Origin of the sequence: Natrinema sp. CBA1119, assembly GCF_002572525.1 — an archaeon.
Classification (GTDB): Archaea; Halobacteriota; Halobacteria; order Halobacteriales; family Natrialbaceae; genus Natrinema.
This window is the reverse complement of the sequence record NZ_PDBS01000001.1, coordinates 880,057-896,449: the sequence shown is the minus strand read 5'-3', so window position 1 is coordinate 896,449 and position 16,393 is coordinate 880,057. Positions and strand designations below refer to the sequence as shown.

Genomic DNA, 16,393 nt, shown 5'->3' with positions numbered 1-16,393 from the left:
TAACGGTTTCCAGGGGTGTTGTGACCGGTACATTTAAATTACAAGGGCCAGTATTCACAGATACCAGAACGCCACCGGGGCGCGTATCGCTCGACGATCGATGACAGGAAATCTTATTCACCGAGGTTTCGCAGATCGTGAGCAGTCGCTTCGAACAGGGAGACGGCCACTGTTGAGTCACTCGCCGAATCGTCGGCGAACGGCTCAGGCGGCCGTCAGACCGGTTCTCCGGTGCGGGTATGGCACAGAGGTTTGAGTAACATGGTAGACGAATCGAAAAACATCGAACTGACAGAGGACGACCTAGCAAACAAATCGAAAGGGCAGCTCATCAAGATGGCCGGTCAACTGCGAGACCGGCGAAACGAGCTGAACCAGATGGCTTCCGAGCGCGCTTCCAAACGCGACGATCTCAACGCGAAGACTCGCGAGAAGGTCGACGAAGCCCAAGAGCACCGCGAGCAGCGCGACGAGCTCAACGAACAGGTCCAAGAACACAAGGAAAGCCGCAACGAGCTCAACGCCGAAGCCAACGAGCTGTTCGACAAGGTCGAGCAGCTCAAATCGGATATGGAGCTCAACGAGGGGAAAGATCTCGACGAGCTCGAAGAAGAGATCGAGCAACTCGAGTTCAAACAGCAGACCGAGGTCCTCTCGAGCGAGGAGGAAAAGGAGCTCATCGAGAAGATCGAGGGAAAGCGCGAGGAGTACGAGGAGCGCAAGCAGAAGCTCGATCAGAACGAGGACCTCGAGGAACTCGTCGATGAGGCCGAGGAAGTGCGATCGGATGCCTCCCAGCACCACCAGAAAGTGACGGAGCTGGCGGACAAGGCCCAGGAACACCACAACCAGATGATCGAGGCCTATCGCGAGGCCGACGACATCCGTGACGAGGCCGACGAGATGCACGAGAAGTTCGTCGAGGCTCAGGAGGCTGCCGACCAGCACCACGAGGACTTCGTCCGCGTCCAGAAGCGCCTGCGCGAACTGGACAAGGAAGAAGAAGAGGAGCGCAAGTCCGAGCGCGACAAGAAGAAAGAGGAGGCCAAGGAGGAGGCCGAGGAAATCTATCAGAAGTTCAAGGAAGGCGAGACCCTCGACACCGAGGACCTGATGAAACTCCAGAAGACGGGACTGCTCTAAGTCGATTCCGTCTACCGCGATCTCTCTCCCGATTTTCGGATCTTTCGAGCGGTTTTGACTCGTTTTTCGTTCCGACAGGACGACGTCCGTGACTGTCCGACTGCTCCACTTTCGTGACAACCACCGCTGGGCGATACGCTTCCAGTAGCGACCAGTTCAGAACCGGAACGCACCAGTAGCGACTCTCGGAATCGGTCGACATCGCACGGTAGTCCTCACGAGCAACGTACCAGCTGATGTGACGTTCTCAGAACGTGTGACGCAGGTACTGTTCTTTTGTCCGCGCACGTTTTCACCAGAAGCTAGCAGAGTCATGACATCGAACGAGCACCGGTCGGTCGCGAGTCCGACCGCTCGAGAACGGGTGACCGAGTTCTACGCCGGGTTCAATCACGCCGTAGCGAACAGCGGGGAAACGGACGAGTTAGCCACAACGCTGGCGGACGACGTTTGCTGGACCGACGCCACGACCGGCAGCCACGCCGATCGAACCTATACGGGAATCGAGGCCGTCCTCGAGAACGTAATCGAGGGGCCGGGCCGGCGGGCCGATCACCTCCAGGCGCTGCCGGAACGGGTCATCGAGGCGGACGAAACGACGGTCGTAACGGGTGCCTACGTGGGCACGATCGACGGGCGGAATTTCGACGTCGCGTTCGCCCACGTATTCGACCTGGACGACGGACGGATACGGACGTGTACCGCCTACAGGGATACCGCCCTCGAGCAACGGGTATTCGATGCCTAACACTGGCCGGCGGGGGCTAACGCGGCGTGTCCCACTGCGGGATGAAGTATACAATCCATAACAATGGAACGGGACCCACAGTCACTGCTCATGCAACGATATAGGGACACCGTGGACGACGCAGGCGTGGTCGTGCCGGGGATCGACGCCCCGAGTACCGTCGCCTGTCTCCGCTCGCTCCGACCGCGCGGCGTCCGCACGATCGTCGGTTCCGAGTCGCGGTCGACCCCGGCGGCCGCCTCGGCGTACCGCGACGAGTTCGTCGGCCTGCCGGACCCGGACTCGGATCTCGCTGCGTACGGAGACGCCCTCCTCTCACTTGCCGAGCGTTCGGATGTCGAGACGATCGTTCCGGTCCGCGAGGAGGATGTGTACGTGCTCGCCGAGCGCAAGGACGCGTTCGCCGACGAGGTTGCGACCCCGTGGCCGGACTTCGAAACCCTCCGACAGGTACAGGATCGCGTCGAACTGTTCGCGGCCGCCGACGAGGCCGGCGTTGCAGCTCCCGACACCGCGCTCCTCGATCAGTGGGACGACTGGGACCGGGAGACGATCGTGAAACCGCGCTACACCGTCGCTTCGTCCGACTATCTCGGCGCGCGGTTCGACGACGCGGATATCGGCTCGACGGAGTTCCAGCAACAGGGCACACGACCGGACCCGCAGGCCGAACTCGAGCGACGCGGCCACATCCCGATCGTCCAGGAGCGGATCCCTAACGTCCGCGAGTTCGGCTTCTTCGCGCTCTACGATCACGGCGAGCCGGTCGCGACCTTCCAGCACTGTCAGCGGCGGGCCTGGAAGTACTGCGGCGGCCCCAGCGCGTACCGGGAGTCGGTCCACATTCCCGAACTCGAGACTGCCGGCCGCGCCCTGCTCGACGAACTCGAGTGGCACGGGCTCGCGATGGTCGAGTTCCTGCGCGACCCCGCGGACGGCGAGTTCAAGCTGATGGAGATCAACCCGCGGTTCTGGTCGTCGCTGCCCTTTTCGGTCCGGGCGGGCGCGGACTTTCCCTACTACTACTGGCAACTGGCCCGCGGCGAGCCGATCGCGTCGGAGCCGACCTACGAGGTCGGGATGGGCGGGCACCTCCTGCGGGGCGAACTCAGCTACCTCCACAGCGTGGCGACCGAAGAATACCCGCTCGTCGACCGCCCGTCGCTCCGGACGGCCGCGCGCGAGGTCGCCGCGTCGCTCGTTCGCCACCCTCGATTCGATTACGCGGTCCCCGACGATCCGGTGCCGTTCTTCCAGGACGGCGTGAACCTCGTCCGGGCGTGGCTCGACAGCCGTTCCGACGCGGAGCCGCCGGCCGAGACCGAGGCGAGCATCAAGACCGAGGCCGAACTCGCGGACGAAGACGGGACGGAGTCGGCCGACGCGAGTCCGACCGCCGACGGCGACTCGACGCGCTCGGCCCAGACCGACGGCGGGTCGCGATCCGACTCGAGGCGGCCCTGACGCGGGACGGACCCGCGGGTATCCGAATGCGACCGCTAGCGACTTTCGTTTGTGCGTTATCCCGAAGGAATCGACTCCGAGGCCGAGTCCGAGAGCCACCGCTCGAGCGTATACCAGCCGCCCGTGGCGAGAAGGACGCCCAAGAAAAACGCTCCGAGGACTTCGAACCACGCTCCGGCGGAAACGAGCATACCGATGATCCCGCCGGCAACGGCGGCCATGCCGCCTCCAGTATCGTACTATCCCACACGTATTCGGTGACGGCACCGGTCGTTCCGAGAACGGCCGCGACGAGGAGACCGCCCGCATTCGTCTCGATTTCCCCGACTCGACCGGTGATGGCGGCATACGTTCCGAGGACGAGCATCCCGCCGCCCGCGACGAGTAGTTCTCTCCTCCGTTGATCCATCGATTAGCGATACTGTTCACCGTTAGTTAAAACCATCTGACGCATTTCTCCTTGGAACGTCAACGCTTAACGGGAATCGCCCCCAGGTATCGGTATGACTCGAGGTGCTGTCCGTGGTCAGTAGTGGCGGGATCGATCGACTCGTGACGGTCGCTCTCGGCGGACTCGCGTCCGCCGCCGTCGCGGTCGCCCTGTTCGTCGTCTATCCGGAGACACTGACGGATCTGTTCGGGGTGTTGGTCGCTCTCGCGGCCGTTCTCGTCGGGTTACGGTTCGCGAGCAATATCGCCGGCTCGCTGTTTCCGGCCTACGATGTCGCCGAGGTCGCCGTCGAGGGCCCGATCAGCCGGGACGGCGGTGGCGGCCCGCTCCCCACGAGTCCGGGCGCGACACCGGCAGACGACGTCGTCGAACAGATCGATCGCGCGAACGACGACGACAACGTTCGGGCGCTGCTCCTGAAGCTGAACACGCCCGGCGGCGAAGTGGTGCCGAGTGATGACATCCGCCTCGCGGCCGAGCGATTCGACGGACCCACGGTCGCCTACGCGACGGACGTCTGTGCCAGCGGCGGCTACTGGATCGCCAGCGGCTGCGACGAGCTCTGGGCGCGAGAGGGCTCCATCGTTGGTTCGATCGGCGTCATCGGTTCGCGGGTCAACGCCAGCGACCTCGCCGAGAAGGTCGGCCTCTCCTACGAGCGATTCGCCGCCGGCGACTACAAGGACGCCGGCACCCCGCTGAAGGACCTCGAGGACGAGGAACGCGAGTACCTGCAGGGGATAATCGACGACTACTACGACACCTTCGTCGAGCGGGTCAGCGACGGGCGGGACCTCGAGCCCGAGTTCGTCCGCGACACGGAAGCGCGGATCTACCTCGGCGAGCAGGCGCACGACCTCGACCTGGTCGATCACCTCGGCACGCGGCGAGAACTCGAGACCGAACTGGCAGACCGCCTCGACACGGACGAAGTGACCGTCGAAGAGTTCGAACCCGATCGGCCGCTGATGGCCCGCGTCGGCGCGGGAGCGCAGCAGGTCGCGTACGCCTTCGGTGCCGGGATCGCTGGCCTCGGTGATGGGCGCGGGTTCCGGCTGCGAAGCTGAGGCGGTAGTCGATCTCCGTTGCGGAGCGACGGTGATTGCCGGTCACCGCTGCGGTGTTTGGGCGGCAGTCCAGCCCAGAACCGGTACTGCAACCGCCCACAGCCGGGGTCGCCTCGCGCGACGGCGGCGTGGCCGCGCTCGAACGAGTAAGTGGTTTTATCGTTGCACGGAATGCATCGCCTACCGTGACAACGCTGGTCGTCTGCCTCGACCGGACCGACGATGTCGGCCGGAAGACTGGCCTCCGCTCGCCCGTCGTCGGCTGGGAGGCAGTCCGCGCGCTCGTGACCGATGTTGGCCTCGCGGATCCGGAGGACTCGGGAGTGAATACCTTGCTCGAGTCGCTGCGGGTCGCCCAGGACCTGCGCGACGAGAACGAGGAGGTCGTCGTCGCGGTCGTCTCGGGCGACCGCGAGTCGATGGTGTCGGCCGATCGGGCGGTCGCCGCACAGCTCGACGACCTCATCGCCGACTATGACCCTGACTCGGCGGTCGTGGTGACCGACAGTGCGGACGACGAACGGCTGATTCCGATCGTCGAGAGCCGCGTTCGGGTCGACTCTGTCGACCGCGTCGTCGTCCGGCAGGCCCGCGACATCGAGTCGACGTACTACCTGCTCAAGCAGTTCCTCGCGGACGAGGAACTGCGCCAGACCGTCCTCGTTCCGATCGGGTTGACCCTGCTCGTCTTTCCGCTGCTCGCGACCACCGTCGGCCCCGCGGAGGGAGCGGCCGCGATTACCACCGTCATCGGACTCTTCTTGCTCTACAAGGGGTTCAACGTCGACGAGATTCTGGCGAGATTCGCCCACCAGACGCGGGAGTCACTGTACTCCGGCCAGGTGTCGGTCGTCACCTACGTGGTCGCGGCCGGACTGACGTTCATCGGTCTGTTCGTCGGAGCGCTCGGCGTCTCGAATCTCGGAGACACGCCGGGGGTAGTCATCCCGGCGACGCGCTTCGCGTTCGACAGCGTCCCCTGGCTAGCGATGGCCGCACTGACCGCAAGCGCCGGCCGACTGCTCGACGAGGCGATCGGCGAGGACCCGATCCGCCGGTCCTTTCTCAACCTGCCGTTTATCGTCGTCGCCGTTGGGCTGGTGGTTCGGGGCTTCTCCGCGTACTTCCTCGAGGAACAGGGCGTGATCGATCCGTTCGTCGTCCCGGCTAACGAGTTCGGGATCTTCTCGAACGAGCAGTTCGTGATGGTCGCCGGCGAACGGCTCGCGCTGTTCGTCGTCACCGCGATCGTGATCAGCCTCGTCGGAGCGCGGATCGCCTCGTCCGTCAGCGGCTCGCACGAGGACGCCGAGCGCGGCGACGGCGGTCCGGAGACGGACCCCGCGGACGGTGACCCGCCGTCGCCGGACGGTCCCGAGTACGACGCGCCGGCCGCTACCGAGGCGGTCGCCGATCGCGAGGCCGATCCGACGCCGGAGCGGTTCGATCCCGAGCGCACCGACGGCGGGGCCGACTCGAACGCGAGTCCCGATGCCGGTACCGACCCGAGTACGGGATCCGACGCCGGCGGTCGGGACCCCTGATCGTCCGGACTCGGTATTCCTTTACCCGCTCCTGCCCACCACCGACCATGAGCGACGCAGACGGCGCGTGGGTAAGCCTCTTCTCCGGCGGCAAGGACTCCTCGTGGGCGCTGTATCGGGCCCTCGAGCGAGGGCTTCCCGTCGAACGGCTCGTCACCGTCCATCCCGCGGGCGACTCGTACATGTATCACGTCCCCGCGACGGAACTGGCCGCGCAGGCGGCGGAAAGCATCGGGATCGAACTGGTCGATGTCGAACCCGACGACTTCGCGGCCGACGCGGCGACCGACTCGAGCGCGCAGGGCGACGACGAACTCGAACCCCTCGAGGCCGCCCTCGAGCAACTTGACCGCGAACTCGCGGACGGCATCGCCGGCGTCACGGCGGGAGCCGTCGAGAGCGAGTACCAGACGAGCCGCATTCGGGGGATGTGCGACCGCCTCGACTGCGACCTCTTCGCACCGCTGTGGCAGGAAGATCCCCGCGAACTGGCCGACGCGATGCTCGAGGCGGGCTTCGAAATTACGATCATTCAGGTCGCCGCCCACGGACTCGACGAGTCGTGGCTGGGTCGGACGCTCGACCGCGAGGCGATTTCGGATCTCGAGGATCTCCACGAAGAGTACGGCGTCCACATTCTGGGAGAGGGCGGCGAGTTCGAGACGTTCGTCGTGGACGGGCCGCACATGAATCGGCGGATCGATCTCGAGTACGAGACCGAATGGGATGGGACACGCGGACGGTTGCGGATTACTGACGCACGGCTCGAGTGACAGTAATTGTACCGCGAGCGAACGGAGTGAGCGAGCGGTCTTCCTCGTGACCGAAGGGAACGAGGGCCCGGAAGAACGGGGTTCTTCCGGTGTCTTTTGGTCCATATTTTTGCGCCGAGAGGTGAGGGAAGCGAACCCGAGGCGCAAAAAGGTGGTTCTGAGACGTTCGCCGTGGACGGGCTGCACATGGATCGGCGGATTGCTCTCGAGTACGAGACCGAATGGGATGGGACACGCAGGCGGTTGCGGATTACTGACGCACGGCTCGAGTGACGTGTGCGTCTCGAGCGGAGTCGAATCGGCCCCATCAAGGAGACTATTGGATAGTTCGGCCACCGTTCGTGATTGTTCGTCGAACGAACAGTGTAGCCCACTCACAACACGCTTTCATCAAACACTGCATACCAAATAGCATCAAAAATAACGAAGGCGACAAAGATTGTGATGACGTGTAATATGAACTCGGTGATAAGTGGTGTCAGAGTAGTTATGTCGCCAGTATAGATGTTGAAAAGTGCAATTATGACTGATGCCACCACTGCCATAGGGAGATGTGTGGAGATCAAGTCACGGAACTCCATGGATAAATCTAGCTCTGTTTAACTAAAATAGATATCGGTCACCGCTTACTATCGAGTAGACGAAAGATCTCGAAGAGAGGACTCTCCAACACTCCGTCCGGTTCAGCTACTGATTCGGTAGCGCGTCTCGAGCGGCGCGCTTTCGTACCGGGCGAGTACCAGGTGAAGGCCGATGGCCACGGCGAACAGCCCGAAATTCCAGATCGGCGAATCGTAGTAGATGACGTCGACGATCACCGGCTCCGAGTACAGGGGCCAGAAGGGCTCGAGCGGGGCCGCGATGTCGGGCGCTGAGAGAACGTCCGCGAACAGGTGGCTGATTCCGCCGAGAGCCAGCCCTCCGGTCGCGAAGACGAAGACGGTCTCCGTCGTGATCTCGGTGCTTCGGATCCAGCGGGTGGCAGCGAACCGGGGGGTGAGCCACTTCGCGACGGCCGCGCCGACGAGAACGCTCATCAGGAGCACGAACACCACGGTGTGGGTCATGCCGTGGTGGGTGATCGGGAGCACCTGCTGTAAGACGAGATCGGTGTCCGGGAGCATCGCGGTGAGTAACGCAAAGCCCGTGAATCCCAGAGCGCCGCGTCGACCCCAGACGAGCCACGCCGGGGCGGCGAACAGCAGCGCCATCGCGAGATGGCCGGTGATATCGACCATTAGTGCGGTCGCCTACCGGAGCCTCCGGGCGATCCGGAGGAACAGCGACACTGCCGTCCCGAGACCGGGAACGCGGGACGAGAGCGCGGCCGCACCGAGAAGCAGGAGACCGCTCTTCGGCCGCCCGCGCCGAAACGCCAGCAGGCTGTCGATCAGCGTCGATACGATGCTCAGTTTGTTCGCCGACCGCGAGTTCAGGTTCGCCATAGGTACGTTTGACAACGTAGGGTTCGTATAGTCAAATCCGACACCGCTGCAGTAGCAGGCCGCGGAATCGATCGGTTTCGACCATAAAGCCGCTTGCTCACTGACTCGCGACCAGAGCCGCTCGTCTTTCGAGCTTTCGGCACTCCTTCGCTCCCGATCAGTCGTGCCGGAAACTCCGCTGGCCCGTAAACGCCATCGCGGCATCGACCTTTTTCTCGTCGGGTTCGTTCGCTCTGCTTACTCACCGCTCCTCGAAAAATCTCGACCAAAAAGCCGCTCGCTCCCGCTCACGGGCGCGTTATGCCCGTTCGCATTTCCGCGGTTCTCGCTCACGACGTTCGCTCCGAACCGCGCTTCGCTCGCGGTCCTAATCGTGTCTGAAGGACCGCTTGCCCGTAAACGCCATCGCCATGCCGTGTTCGTTCGCCGCCTCGATCACGTCCTCGTCGTTGACCGAGCCGCCGGGCTGGACGACCGCTTCGATGCCCACCTTCGCGGCCTCCTCGATGCCGTCCGGGAACGGGAAGAACGCGTCCGAGGCCATCACCGCTCCTTCGGCGTCCTTGCCCTCCGCGTGTTCGTCGGCCTTCATCGCCGCCAGCCGAACCGCGTCGACGCGGGAGACCTGTCCCATCCCGACGCCGACCGTCTCGGTTCCCTTCGTGAAGAGAATCCCGTTCGATTTGACGTGTTTGAGCGTCTGCCACGCGAACACCATCGACTCGAGTTCCTCCTCGCTCGGCTCGCGCTCGGTGACGACCTCGAGGTCGTCGACCGAAATCGACTGCAGATCTCGTTCCTGCACGAGGCGGCCGCCGACGAGGGGCTTTTCGGTGAAGCGCTCGGTGCGCTTGCCCAGTTCACCGACATCGAGCACGCGGAGATTGTCCTTCTCGAGGAGCACCTCGAGCGCGTCCTCGGTGTAGCCGGGCGCGACGACGACCTCCTTGAACGAGTCGATGACCTGCTCGGCGGTTGCGGCGTCGCACTCGCGATTCAGCGCGACGATGCCGCCGAAGGCGCTCATGGGATCCGTCGAGAGGGCCTTCTCGTAGGCCTCGGCCAGCGAGTCGGCGGTCGCACAGCCCGCCGGGTTGGTGTGTTTGATGACCGCCGCCGCGGGCTCGTCGAACTCCTTGATCAGGTTGAGCGCGCCGTCGGCGTCGTTGTAGTTGTTGTACGACAGCGCCTTCGCGCCCTCGTTCAGCTGATCGGCGTGGACGACGCTGGCCTCGTCGCAGGTGTAATCGGTGTAGACCGCAGCGTCCTGATGTGGGTTCTCTCCGTAGCGGAGCGTGTCCGCGCGGTCGTCGGAGACCAACCGCCGAGCCGGGAGACCGTCATGGTCGTCCGCATCGGTACTCGCCACGTCGGCGTCGACGGTGACCTCGTCCGCCTCGAGATCCACGTCGACTGCATCCTCGGCGAACCACTTCACGGCCCGCGGGTACGCGCGGAACTCGCCCTCGTAGAGGACGCGCTCTTTCAGCCCCTCCTCGTCGTCGCCCTCGTAGACCGGGATCGGCTCCTGCGTGACGATCGGGCCGGCGTCGACCTCGCTCTCGAGGACTTCGCCCTCGGCGTCGGTCGCGTCGGTGACGACGTGGACCGTACAGCCCGTCACCGAGACGCCGGCCTCGAGCGCGTCGCTCCACGCGTCCATCCCCGGGAACGACGGCAGCAGTGCGGGGTGGACGTTCAGCGTGGTCGGCGCGGCGTCGAGGAAGGTATCGGAGAGGATCCGCATGTAGCCGTCCAGACAGACGAGGTCGAATTCGTACTCCGACAGCGCCTCGAGCACCGCCTCCTCGTGCTCGCTGCGGCTCATGTCATCCTCGAGCGGGACGACCTCGGTCGGGATCCCTCGCTCGGCCGCGGCCTCGAGCACCGGCGCGTCCTCGCTGTTCGTCAGGACGACGGCGAACTCGACCCCGCCCGGTCGTCGGTCGGCGATGTTCAACAGGTTGCGCCCTCGGTTGCCGGCCATCCCGGCGATTCGCGTCATGGTGGGACTCCCGCCCGCGAGCGGCAAAGTGGTTGCGGTCTCGACGGCCGATATATCCACGTCCGTGTATCGATCCGACGGTATTCGCGACCTGATCCGGAGAGGTATGCACGCTCGTGGCATCGAACGCTCCGGGTTTCGATACGCTTTTGCACCGCGCTGGACAGACTCGCACAATGACCGAGACCGACGCCCTGTACGCCGTCTCGCCGCTGGACGGCCGGTACGACGGCCGGACCGCCCCGCTGTCGCCGTACGCGAGCGAGGCTGCGCTCATGCGCGCCCGCGTTCGCGTCGAAGTCGAGTACCTGATCGCGCTCGCCGAACTCCCCGCGACGCCCCTCGAACTGGACCTCGAGGAGCGCGAACACCTCCGCGGGCTGTACAGCCATTTCGCCGAGGAGGACGCTCGGTTGATCAAAGAACTCGAGACGGAGGGCCACGCCGACTTCGAGGCGACGAACCACGACGTCAAAGCCGTCGAGTACTTCGTTCGGCACCGACTGCCCGAGGGCAGCGACGCCTCGGCCTGGATCCATTTCGGGCTGACCAGCGAGGACGTAAACAACCTCGCCCACCGGCTGCTCGTCCGGGACGCCGTCGACGAGGTGCTCCTCCCGGAACTGTACGACGTTCGGGACACACTCGCCGGGATAGCTCGCGAGCACCGAGACCTCCCGATGCTGGCCCGGACCCACGGCCAACCCGCCACGCCGACGACGTTCGGCAAGGAGATGGCCGTCTACGCCTCGCGGCTGGGCCGGGCGACCGGTCGCATCCGGCGGGCGACCGACAATCTGCGGGGGAAACTCGGCGGCGCGTCGGGCACCTACGCGGCCCACGTCGCGGCCTACCCCGACGTCGACTGGCAGGCCTTCGCGCGGGAGTTCGTGGAGGGGCTGGGCCTCGAGTTCGAACCCCTCACGACGCAGGTCAACCCCTGTGACGACCTCGCGGCGCTGTTCGACGCCTTCCGCGGCGCCAACGACGTCCTGCTCGACCTCGATCTGGATATGTGGCTCTACGTCTCCGACCGCTACCTCGGGCAGGAGACCGTCGCGGGCGAAACGGGGTCATCGACGATGCCACACAAGGTCAATCCGATCGACTTCGAGAACAGCGAGGGCAACCTCTCGAAGGCCAATTCGGATCTCTCCTTCCTCGCGGACTACGTCACCACCTCTCGGCTCCAGCGCGACCTCTCCGATTCGACGGTCAAGCGCAACATCGGCGGCGCCTTCGCCCACTGCCTGATCGCCTACGGCAAGACCGCGTCGGGGCTCTCGAAAGTCGTCCCCAACGAGCGGGTCATGCGCGACGACCTCGAGAACACGCCCGAGATCATCGGCGAGGCCGTCCAGACGATCCTCCGGCGCGAGGGACAGGCCGACGCCTACGAGCGGGTCAAGGCCGTCACTCGCGGGAAGGATGTGACACTCGCAGACTTCCGCGAGATGTTCGATGACCTCGAGGTCGACGAGGACGTCCGCGAGGAACTGCACGCGCTGACGCCGGCCGGGTACACGGGCGTCGCGAGCGAGTTGGTCGACGACCTCGAATAGGTTGCTTCTCACTGTCCTCGATTCCGATCGCCAGTCACGATCTCGGCACACGGTTCCGGGATCGTGACTCTATAGGTCGCCGTTGTCCGAGACCCCGTATGGAATATCTCCTCTGGGTGCTCGTCGCCCTCCTGGCCTACGGACTGATGGCGCCCCTGACGAGCGTCGTGACGTCGGACGTGCCGCCCGCGGTTGCGCTCTTCCTCTCGACGACGATCTTCCTCGGGCTAACGACCGTCGTGCTCGTCGCGACGGAGACCGGCCACCCGTCCGACGCGGTAACGCCGTCTGCGGGAATCGTCTACACCGCCGGCATCTTCCTCTCGTCGGGCATCCTCGCGTACTATCAGGCGCTCGAGCGAGGTCCGGTCAGCGTCGTCGTGCCGATCTACGGCCTTTTCATCGTCGGGAGTTCGATTATCGGGATCGCGTTTCTCGGCGAGGAACTGACCGCGACTCGCGGCGCCGGCATCGTCGCCGCAGCGGGCGCGATCTACCTCGCCGCCGGAGGTGAGGAGTGATGCGACGGTACGTCGGCCTCTCGCTGTTTTCCTGTCTCGCGTACAGCCTGGTCGCACCCCTGATCTCGATCGCGATGGCCGATATGTCCAGCACGATGGCCGTGTTCCTCTCGAACTCGGTGATGTTCGTCACCGTCGGCCTCGTACTCGTCTATCGCGGGCTGTCGGTACGGCCGTACCTCCGACACCCTCGGACGCCACACCTCGTCGCGATGGGCGTGCTGTTGACTATCGGCCTGCTGACCTACTATCGAGCGCTCGAGCTCGGTCCGGTAAGTATCGTCGTCCCGATTTACGGGCTCTTCATCGTGATCAGTTCGCTGGTCGGGCTCGTCGTCTTCGACGAAACCGTGACCGTCCGCAAACTCGCCGCGATCGGATTGAGCGTGGTGGCGATCGCGCTGATGTCCATGTGACGGGAGTGTCGGAGTGGCCGAACCGGCGGCGTCGTCACTTCCGGTCGCCGCTTCCGAACGCGGTCACCGGTTCGACTGAATTTCGGTCGACTCCTCCTGACGCACTGCTTCCAGTTGTTCCGTCTCTCGGAGGATGAACGGGCCGATGGCGAGCGTTCGCTTCATGACCGTGAGGACGCGGAGCAGATAGGCGAGCAACACGGCGAACGGGGCGAGCGTGGCGACGTAGAGAGCGCTGACGACGAGGTAGGCGGTACTGACGCCGAACGCCGTCCCGGTGACCTTCGCGGGGTCGAACTCGAGCATCATGTAGCCCGCGATCGCCAGCGCCGGCATCGCGCCGTAGAGGACTGCTCGAGAGATATTGATGATCTCCCACTGGACGTAGAGCGTCTTGAAGTGTTCGCGCGCCGGGCCGAAGAACCGCAACGCATCGATCAGGTCGTCGAACGCCGCCGCGGCCTCGGTCGACAGCGACTCGTCGTACTTGTCTCGGAGCGTTCGCGCGGTGAAGATCTTCCAGGAGTAGTTGTAGTTCAGGACAGGCAGCAGCGTTTCGAACGAGCCGAAATCCGCGTCTCGAAGATCGTTGCTGACCATCTTGCTGTGTTCGACGAGGCCGTCCGTGAACGCGGTGATCTCCTCGTGTTGTGCCGACCCTGCGCCGGCGGTGACCGCGTCATTGAGGGTCACCGCGCGCGTTTCGGCCGTTTCGATGAGCGTCCGGAGGAAGCGGGAGGGCTCGACCGGGCTCACGCCGATCCCCGCGGCGTCCTCGACCTGCTCGCGGAACTCGGTCTCGTTCGTCATCCGCTCGCGCTGCTGTCCGAGCGGGCCGATCTCACCGGCGAGGACGAACTGCGAGACCGACAGGACGAGGGTGACGCTCGTGACGGTCGCGATGATCATCGAACTGAACAGCGAGGAGACGCTCCCGGTCGTCACGAACCGCTGTGGGGTCGTCGGGCCGAAGACGTGGCAGAGGAGGAGCAGCGCGTACGTACTCGCGAGAATGACGCCGGTGACGAGCCATCGGTTCGCGCTGATCAGGAACCAGATCTTCACGCGCGTTTCGCCGACGCGTTCGCGCATCGTATCGGCCGGCCGCGAGACGGCGTCCGGGTCGCTATTCATGGAGTCCGTTGTACATCGACCCCGCGGGTAAAAGGACTGCTGCCGTCGGAGACAGGTCGGCGGGCCCGACGATCGCAACGGGACGACGCGAGCGAGCGCGACGACGGCCCGAGGCCGCCCTCACCCGACCAGTTCGACCAGCGTCGCCTCGAGCGCTCGCGCCGCCTCACGGACGTCCGCGACCCCCACGTACTCTCGCGGGGCGTGTGCGACGGCCCCCTCGTCGTCGGCGAGCACGCCGGGGCCGAAGACGACCGTCGTCGCGTCCGCCGCGAAGTACGAGGCCTCCGTCGCCGCGGTAAACGGACGCACCTCGCCGTCGGACGCGCTCGCGAGCGCCTCGACGATTGTTGCGTCGGGAGCGGTGTCCCAGGCCTCGAGGAACGGCGTCGGCCGGTCGGTAAAGCGAAACTCGAGGCCGATATCGTCGGGTACGGCGGCCCGAAGGTGGGCGGTCAGCGCCTCGTGAAACTCCTCGGCCGTCTCCGGCGGGACGCTCCGGCGGTCGACCGTCAGCGCGCAGTCGGCCGGCACCTGATTGGTCGCCTCGCCACCCTCGACGACGGTCGGCGTCAGCGTCGCCGCGCCGAGTCGGGGGTGGGCCGGCGGCGCGTCCGCGCGCTTGTCGAAGGTTCGAACCGCCTCGAGGACGGACTCGAGTGCCGCGACCGCGTTGCTCCCGGTCTCGGGTTCGGCGGCGTGGGCGTTGGCTCCCGAGAGGTGAATCGTCCCCTGGAATCGTCCCTTCGCCGCGGTACAGACGTCGAGGTCGGTCGGTTCGCCGACGATAACCGCGTCCGCGTCTCGAGTGGGCGACTCGTCGCCCGACACCAGCGCGTACGCTCCCGTCGAGAGCACCTCCTCGTCGGGGGTGATCGCGAGCGTGACTCGACTCTCGGTCGGCTCGACCGCGACAAAGGCCGAGAGAATGGCCGCGAGTGGCCCCTTCGCGTCGCAGGAGCCTCGGCCCCGAATCACGTCTGGACCGTCGGCACCCTCCCCACCGTCGCGCTTGTAGGGGACGTGCGGCGACACCGTATCAATATGCGTGTTCAAAACGACGTGTGTCTCGGCGTCGCCCGCCGGGAGTCCGCGGCTCGCCAGCACGTTCCCGGCGTCGTCGACGCGGGGCTCGATACCCCGGGCCTCGAGCGTCTCGCAGAGAAAATCGCGCATCGGGCCGACGGCCTCGTGGGAGGGATGCTGGACGGCACCCTCGAGAAACGCGACGGGGTCGAACGCGTCGTCGCCGTCGGGTCCGGCGGCGGAACGACCGTCCGTCACGGCTCGATCGGCGGCTCGACGGCCACCTCGCCGTCGAACTCGTGTTCGACCGGCCCGGCGAGCGTCGGACGCCCGCGGTCGTTGAAACTCACTCGCAGATGGCCGCCCGGCGGGTGAACGTCGACCGGGTCGGCGTCGGTGAGTCCGAGACGACGGGCCACGACCGCGACGGCGACCGCACCGGTGCCACAGGAGTCGGTTTCGCCCTCGACGCCGCGCTCGTAGGTTCGCTGGCGGAAGCCACCCGAATCGTCGGGGCTGGCCACGGTGACGTTCGTTCCGTCGGGGAAGACGTCGGCGTGTCGCACCGGCGGCGCGATTTCCTCGAGGTCGACATCGTCCACATCGTCGACGAAGCTCACGGCGTGGGGGACGCCGGTGTTGACGACCGACACCTCGAGGCCCTCGATCTCCGTGTTGAAGACCGGTTCGTCGGCCACGACCGGGATTTCGCTGGGGTCGAACGTGAGGCCGGTCATTTCGATGACGATGTCCTCGCCGTCGCGATCGGCACGCAGGGTGCCCGCCTGGGTGTCGATCATCACGCTGTCGGTCCCGGTCCGGTCCATCGTCCACTCTGCGGCGCAGCGAGCGCCGTTGCCGCACATCGGTGCCGTCGCGCCATCGGGCTGGAACAGCGTCATCACGACGCGGGGCGGGTTGAACGTCTCTTCGGGAGCGAGAAAGAGGACCCCGTCGGCACCGACGCCGTTCGTCCGGTCGCACTCGCGCTCGGCGAGGGCACCCCGGTCCGGGACGTGTTCGTCCGCATGGATAATTAGAAAGTCGTTGCCGGTGCCGTGGTACTTCTGGAATGGGATGCTCATCGTGCTTTC

The 16,393-nt window shown here is 65.4% G+C and carries 17 protein-coding genes; 9 read left to right on the top strand and 8 right to left on the bottom strand.

All coding sequences use genetic code 11. The features are described 5' to 3' along the window. Positions 1–261: 261 nt before the first annotated feature. The 3 genes from CP556_RS04365 to CP556_RS04355 all read left to right on the top strand — a co-directional run bounded on the left by CP556_RS04365 (position 262) and on the right by CP556_RS04355 (position 3,355). Complete coding sequence (locus tag CP556_RS04365) at positions 262–1,143, top strand: coiled-coil protein (RefSeq protein ID WP_098724513.1); 882 nt, start codon at positions 262–264, stop codon at positions 1,141–1,143. A gap of 313 nt (positions 1,144–1,456) precedes the next feature. After that, complete coding sequence (locus CP556_RS04360) at positions 1,457–1,891, top strand: nuclear transport factor 2 family protein (RefSeq protein WP_098724512.1); 435 nt, start codon at positions 1,457–1,459, stop codon at positions 1,889–1,891. Positions 1,892–1,981: 90 nt separating this feature from the next. Next, positions 1,982–3,355, top strand: coding sequence for a carboxylate--amine ligase (locus tag CP556_RS04355; protein ID WP_098724511.1), 1,374 nt, complete (start codon positions 1,982–1,984; stop codon positions 3,353–3,355). A 56-nt stretch (positions 3,356–3,411) separates the two neighbouring features. On the opposite strand, the gene CP556_RS26550 is transcribed toward CP556_RS04355, so the two are convergent. Beyond that, positions 3,412–3,576 carry a hypothetical protein gene (locus tag CP556_RS26550; protein WP_255291402.1) on the bottom strand — a complete coding sequence of 55 codons (165 nt, stop codon included), beginning with the start codon at positions 3,574–3,576 and terminating at the stop codon, positions 3,412–3,414. Positions 3,577–3,877: 301 nt separating this feature from the next. On the opposite strand from CP556_RS26550, the gene sppA reads away from it, so the two are divergent. From sppA to CP556_RS04335, 3 genes are all read left to right on the top strand, one after another. Then, positions 3,878–4,873, top strand: a complete 996-nt coding sequence (sppA, locus tag CP556_RS04345; RefSeq protein WP_098724510.1) for a signal peptide peptidase SppA — start codon at positions 3,878–3,880, stop codon at positions 4,871–4,873. A 185-nt stretch (positions 4,874–5,058) separates the two neighbouring features. Next, positions 5,059–6,417: a DUF373 family protein gene (locus tag CP556_RS04340; RefSeq protein ID WP_098724509.1), complete on the top strand. Its 1,359-nt coding sequence runs from the start codon at positions 5,059–5,061 to the stop codon at positions 6,415–6,417. 47 nt (positions 6,418–6,464) lie between these two features. Beyond that, positions 6,465–7,190 (top strand): diphthine--ammonia ligase, encoded by a 726-nt coding sequence (locus tag CP556_RS04335; protein ID WP_098724508.1) that lies wholly within the window; start codon positions 6,465–6,467, stop codon positions 7,188–7,190. 374 nt (positions 7,191–7,564) lie between these two features. Here CP556_RS04335 and CP556_RS04325 read toward each other — a convergent pair whose 3' ends face one another. The 4 genes from CP556_RS04325 to purH all read right to left on the bottom strand — a co-directional run bounded on the left by CP556_RS04325 (position 7,565) and on the right by purH (position 10,640). After that, positions 7,565–7,771 (bottom strand): hypothetical protein, encoded by a 207-nt coding sequence (locus CP556_RS04325; RefSeq protein ID WP_098724507.1) that lies wholly within the window; start codon positions 7,769–7,771, stop codon positions 7,565–7,567. Between the two features lie 102 nt (positions 7,772–7,873). Then, on the bottom strand, positions 7,874–8,428 hold the full coding sequence (locus CP556_RS04320) for a metal-dependent hydrolase (protein WP_098724506.1): 555 nt from the start codon (positions 8,426–8,428) through the stop codon (positions 7,874–7,876). Positions 8,429–8,440: 12 nt separating this feature from the next. Then, positions 8,441–8,635 carry a hypothetical protein gene (locus CP556_RS04315; protein ID WP_098724505.1) on the bottom strand — a complete coding sequence of 65 codons (195 nt, stop codon included), beginning with the start codon at positions 8,633–8,635 and terminating at the stop codon, positions 8,441–8,443. Positions 8,636–9,002: 367 nt separating this feature from the next. Beyond that, complete coding sequence (gene purH / locus CP556_RS04310; protein ID WP_098727279.1) at positions 9,003–10,640, bottom strand: bifunctional phosphoribosylaminoimidazolecarboxamide formyltransferase/IMP cyclohydrolase; 1,638 nt, start codon at positions 10,638–10,640, stop codon at positions 9,003–9,005. A 176-nt stretch (positions 10,641–10,816) separates the two neighbouring features. Here purH and purB point away from each other — a divergent pair, with 176 nt between their 5' ends. From purB to CP556_RS04295, 3 genes are all read left to right on the top strand, one after another. Further along, positions 10,817–12,202 carry an adenylosuccinate lyase gene (gene purB / locus CP556_RS04305; protein ID WP_098724504.1) on the top strand — a complete coding sequence of 462 codons (1,386 nt, stop codon included), beginning with the start codon at positions 10,817–10,819 and terminating at the stop codon, positions 12,200–12,202. A 98-nt stretch (positions 12,203–12,300) separates the two neighbouring features. Continuing rightward, positions 12,301–12,723 (top strand): EamA family transporter, encoded by a 423-nt coding sequence (locus CP556_RS04300; RefSeq protein WP_098724503.1) that lies wholly within the window; start codon positions 12,301–12,303, stop codon positions 12,721–12,723. Next, positions 12,723–13,139: an EamA family transporter gene (locus CP556_RS04295; protein ID WP_098724502.1), complete on the top strand. Its 417-nt coding sequence runs from the start codon at positions 12,723–12,725 to the stop codon at positions 13,137–13,139. Before CP556_RS04300 ends, CP556_RS04295 begins: the two co-directional genes overlap by 1 nt. Positions 13,140–13,202: 63 nt before the next feature. Here the strand turns inward: CP556_RS04295 and CP556_RS04290 are convergent, their stop codons facing one another. The 3 genes from CP556_RS04290 to dapF form a co-directional block, all read right to left on the bottom strand. Further along, complete coding sequence (locus CP556_RS04290) at positions 13,203–14,273, bottom strand: DUF7972 family membrane protein (protein WP_098724501.1); 1,071 nt, start codon at positions 14,271–14,273, stop codon at positions 13,203–13,205. A 120-nt stretch (positions 14,274–14,393) separates the two neighbouring features. Continuing rightward, positions 14,394–15,557, bottom strand: a complete 1,164-nt coding sequence (locus tag CP556_RS04285) for a M20 family metallopeptidase (RefSeq protein WP_098724500.1) — start codon at positions 15,555–15,557, stop codon at positions 14,394–14,396. Further along, complete coding sequence (gene dapF, locus CP556_RS04280) at positions 15,554–16,384, bottom strand: diaminopimelate epimerase (protein ID WP_098724499.1); 831 nt, start codon at positions 16,382–16,384, stop codon at positions 15,554–15,556. Before dapF ends, CP556_RS04285 begins: the two co-directional genes overlap by 4 nt. Positions 16,385–16,393 lie beyond the last annotated feature (9 nt).

Bases quoted from the DNA above. Each gene is read 5' to 3' on its own strand.
- purH (WP_098727279.1), bottom strand. From the start codon at position 10,640: ATGACGCGAATCGCCGGGATGGCCGGCAACCGAGGGCGCAACCTGTTG.
- CP556_RS04365 (WP_098724513.1), top strand. From the start codon at position 262: ATGGTAGACGAATCGAAAAACATCGAACTGACAGAGGACGACCTAGCA.
- dapF (WP_098724499.1), bottom strand. From the start codon at position 16,384: ATGAGCATCCCATTCCAGAAGTACCACGGCACCGGCAACGACTTTCTA.
- CP556_RS04360 (WP_098724512.1), top strand. From the start codon at position 1,457: ATGACATCGAACGAGCACCGGTCGGTCGCGAGTCCGACCGCTCGAGAA.
- CP556_RS04290 (WP_098724501.1), bottom strand. From the start codon at position 14,273: ATGAATAGCGACCCGGACGCCGTCTCGCGGCCGGCCGATACGATGCGC.
- CP556_RS04295 (WP_098724502.1), top strand. From the start codon at position 12,723: ATGCGACGGTACGTCGGCCTCTCGCTGTTTTCCTGTCTCGCGTACAGC.
- CP556_RS04320 (WP_098724506.1), bottom strand. From the start codon at position 8,428: ATGGTCGATATCACCGGCCATCTCGCGATGGCGCTGCTGTTCGCCGCC.
- CP556_RS04300 (WP_098724503.1), top strand. From the start codon at position 12,301: ATGGAATATCTCCTCTGGGTGCTCGTCGCCCTCCTGGCCTACGGACTG.
- CP556_RS04355 (WP_098724511.1), top strand. From the start codon at position 1,982: ATGCAACGATATAGGGACACCGTGGACGACGCAGGCGTGGTCGTGCCG.
- purB (WP_098724504.1), top strand. From the start codon at position 10,817: ATGACCGAGACCGACGCCCTGTACGCCGTCTCGCCGCTGGACGGCCGG.
- CP556_RS04315 (WP_098724505.1), bottom strand. From the start codon at position 8,635: ATGGCGAACCTGAACTCGCGGTCGGCGAACAAACTGAGCATCGTATCG.
- CP556_RS26550 (WP_255291402.1), bottom strand. From the start codon at position 3,576: ATGGCCGCCGTTGCCGGCGGGATCATCGGTATGCTCGTTTCCGCCGGA.
- CP556_RS04335 (WP_098724508.1), top strand. From the start codon at position 6,465: ATGAGCGACGCAGACGGCGCGTGGGTAAGCCTCTTCTCCGGCGGCAAG.
- CP556_RS04325 (WP_098724507.1), bottom strand. From the start codon at position 7,771: ATGGAGTTCCGTGACTTGATCTCCACACATCTCCCTATGGCAGTGGTG.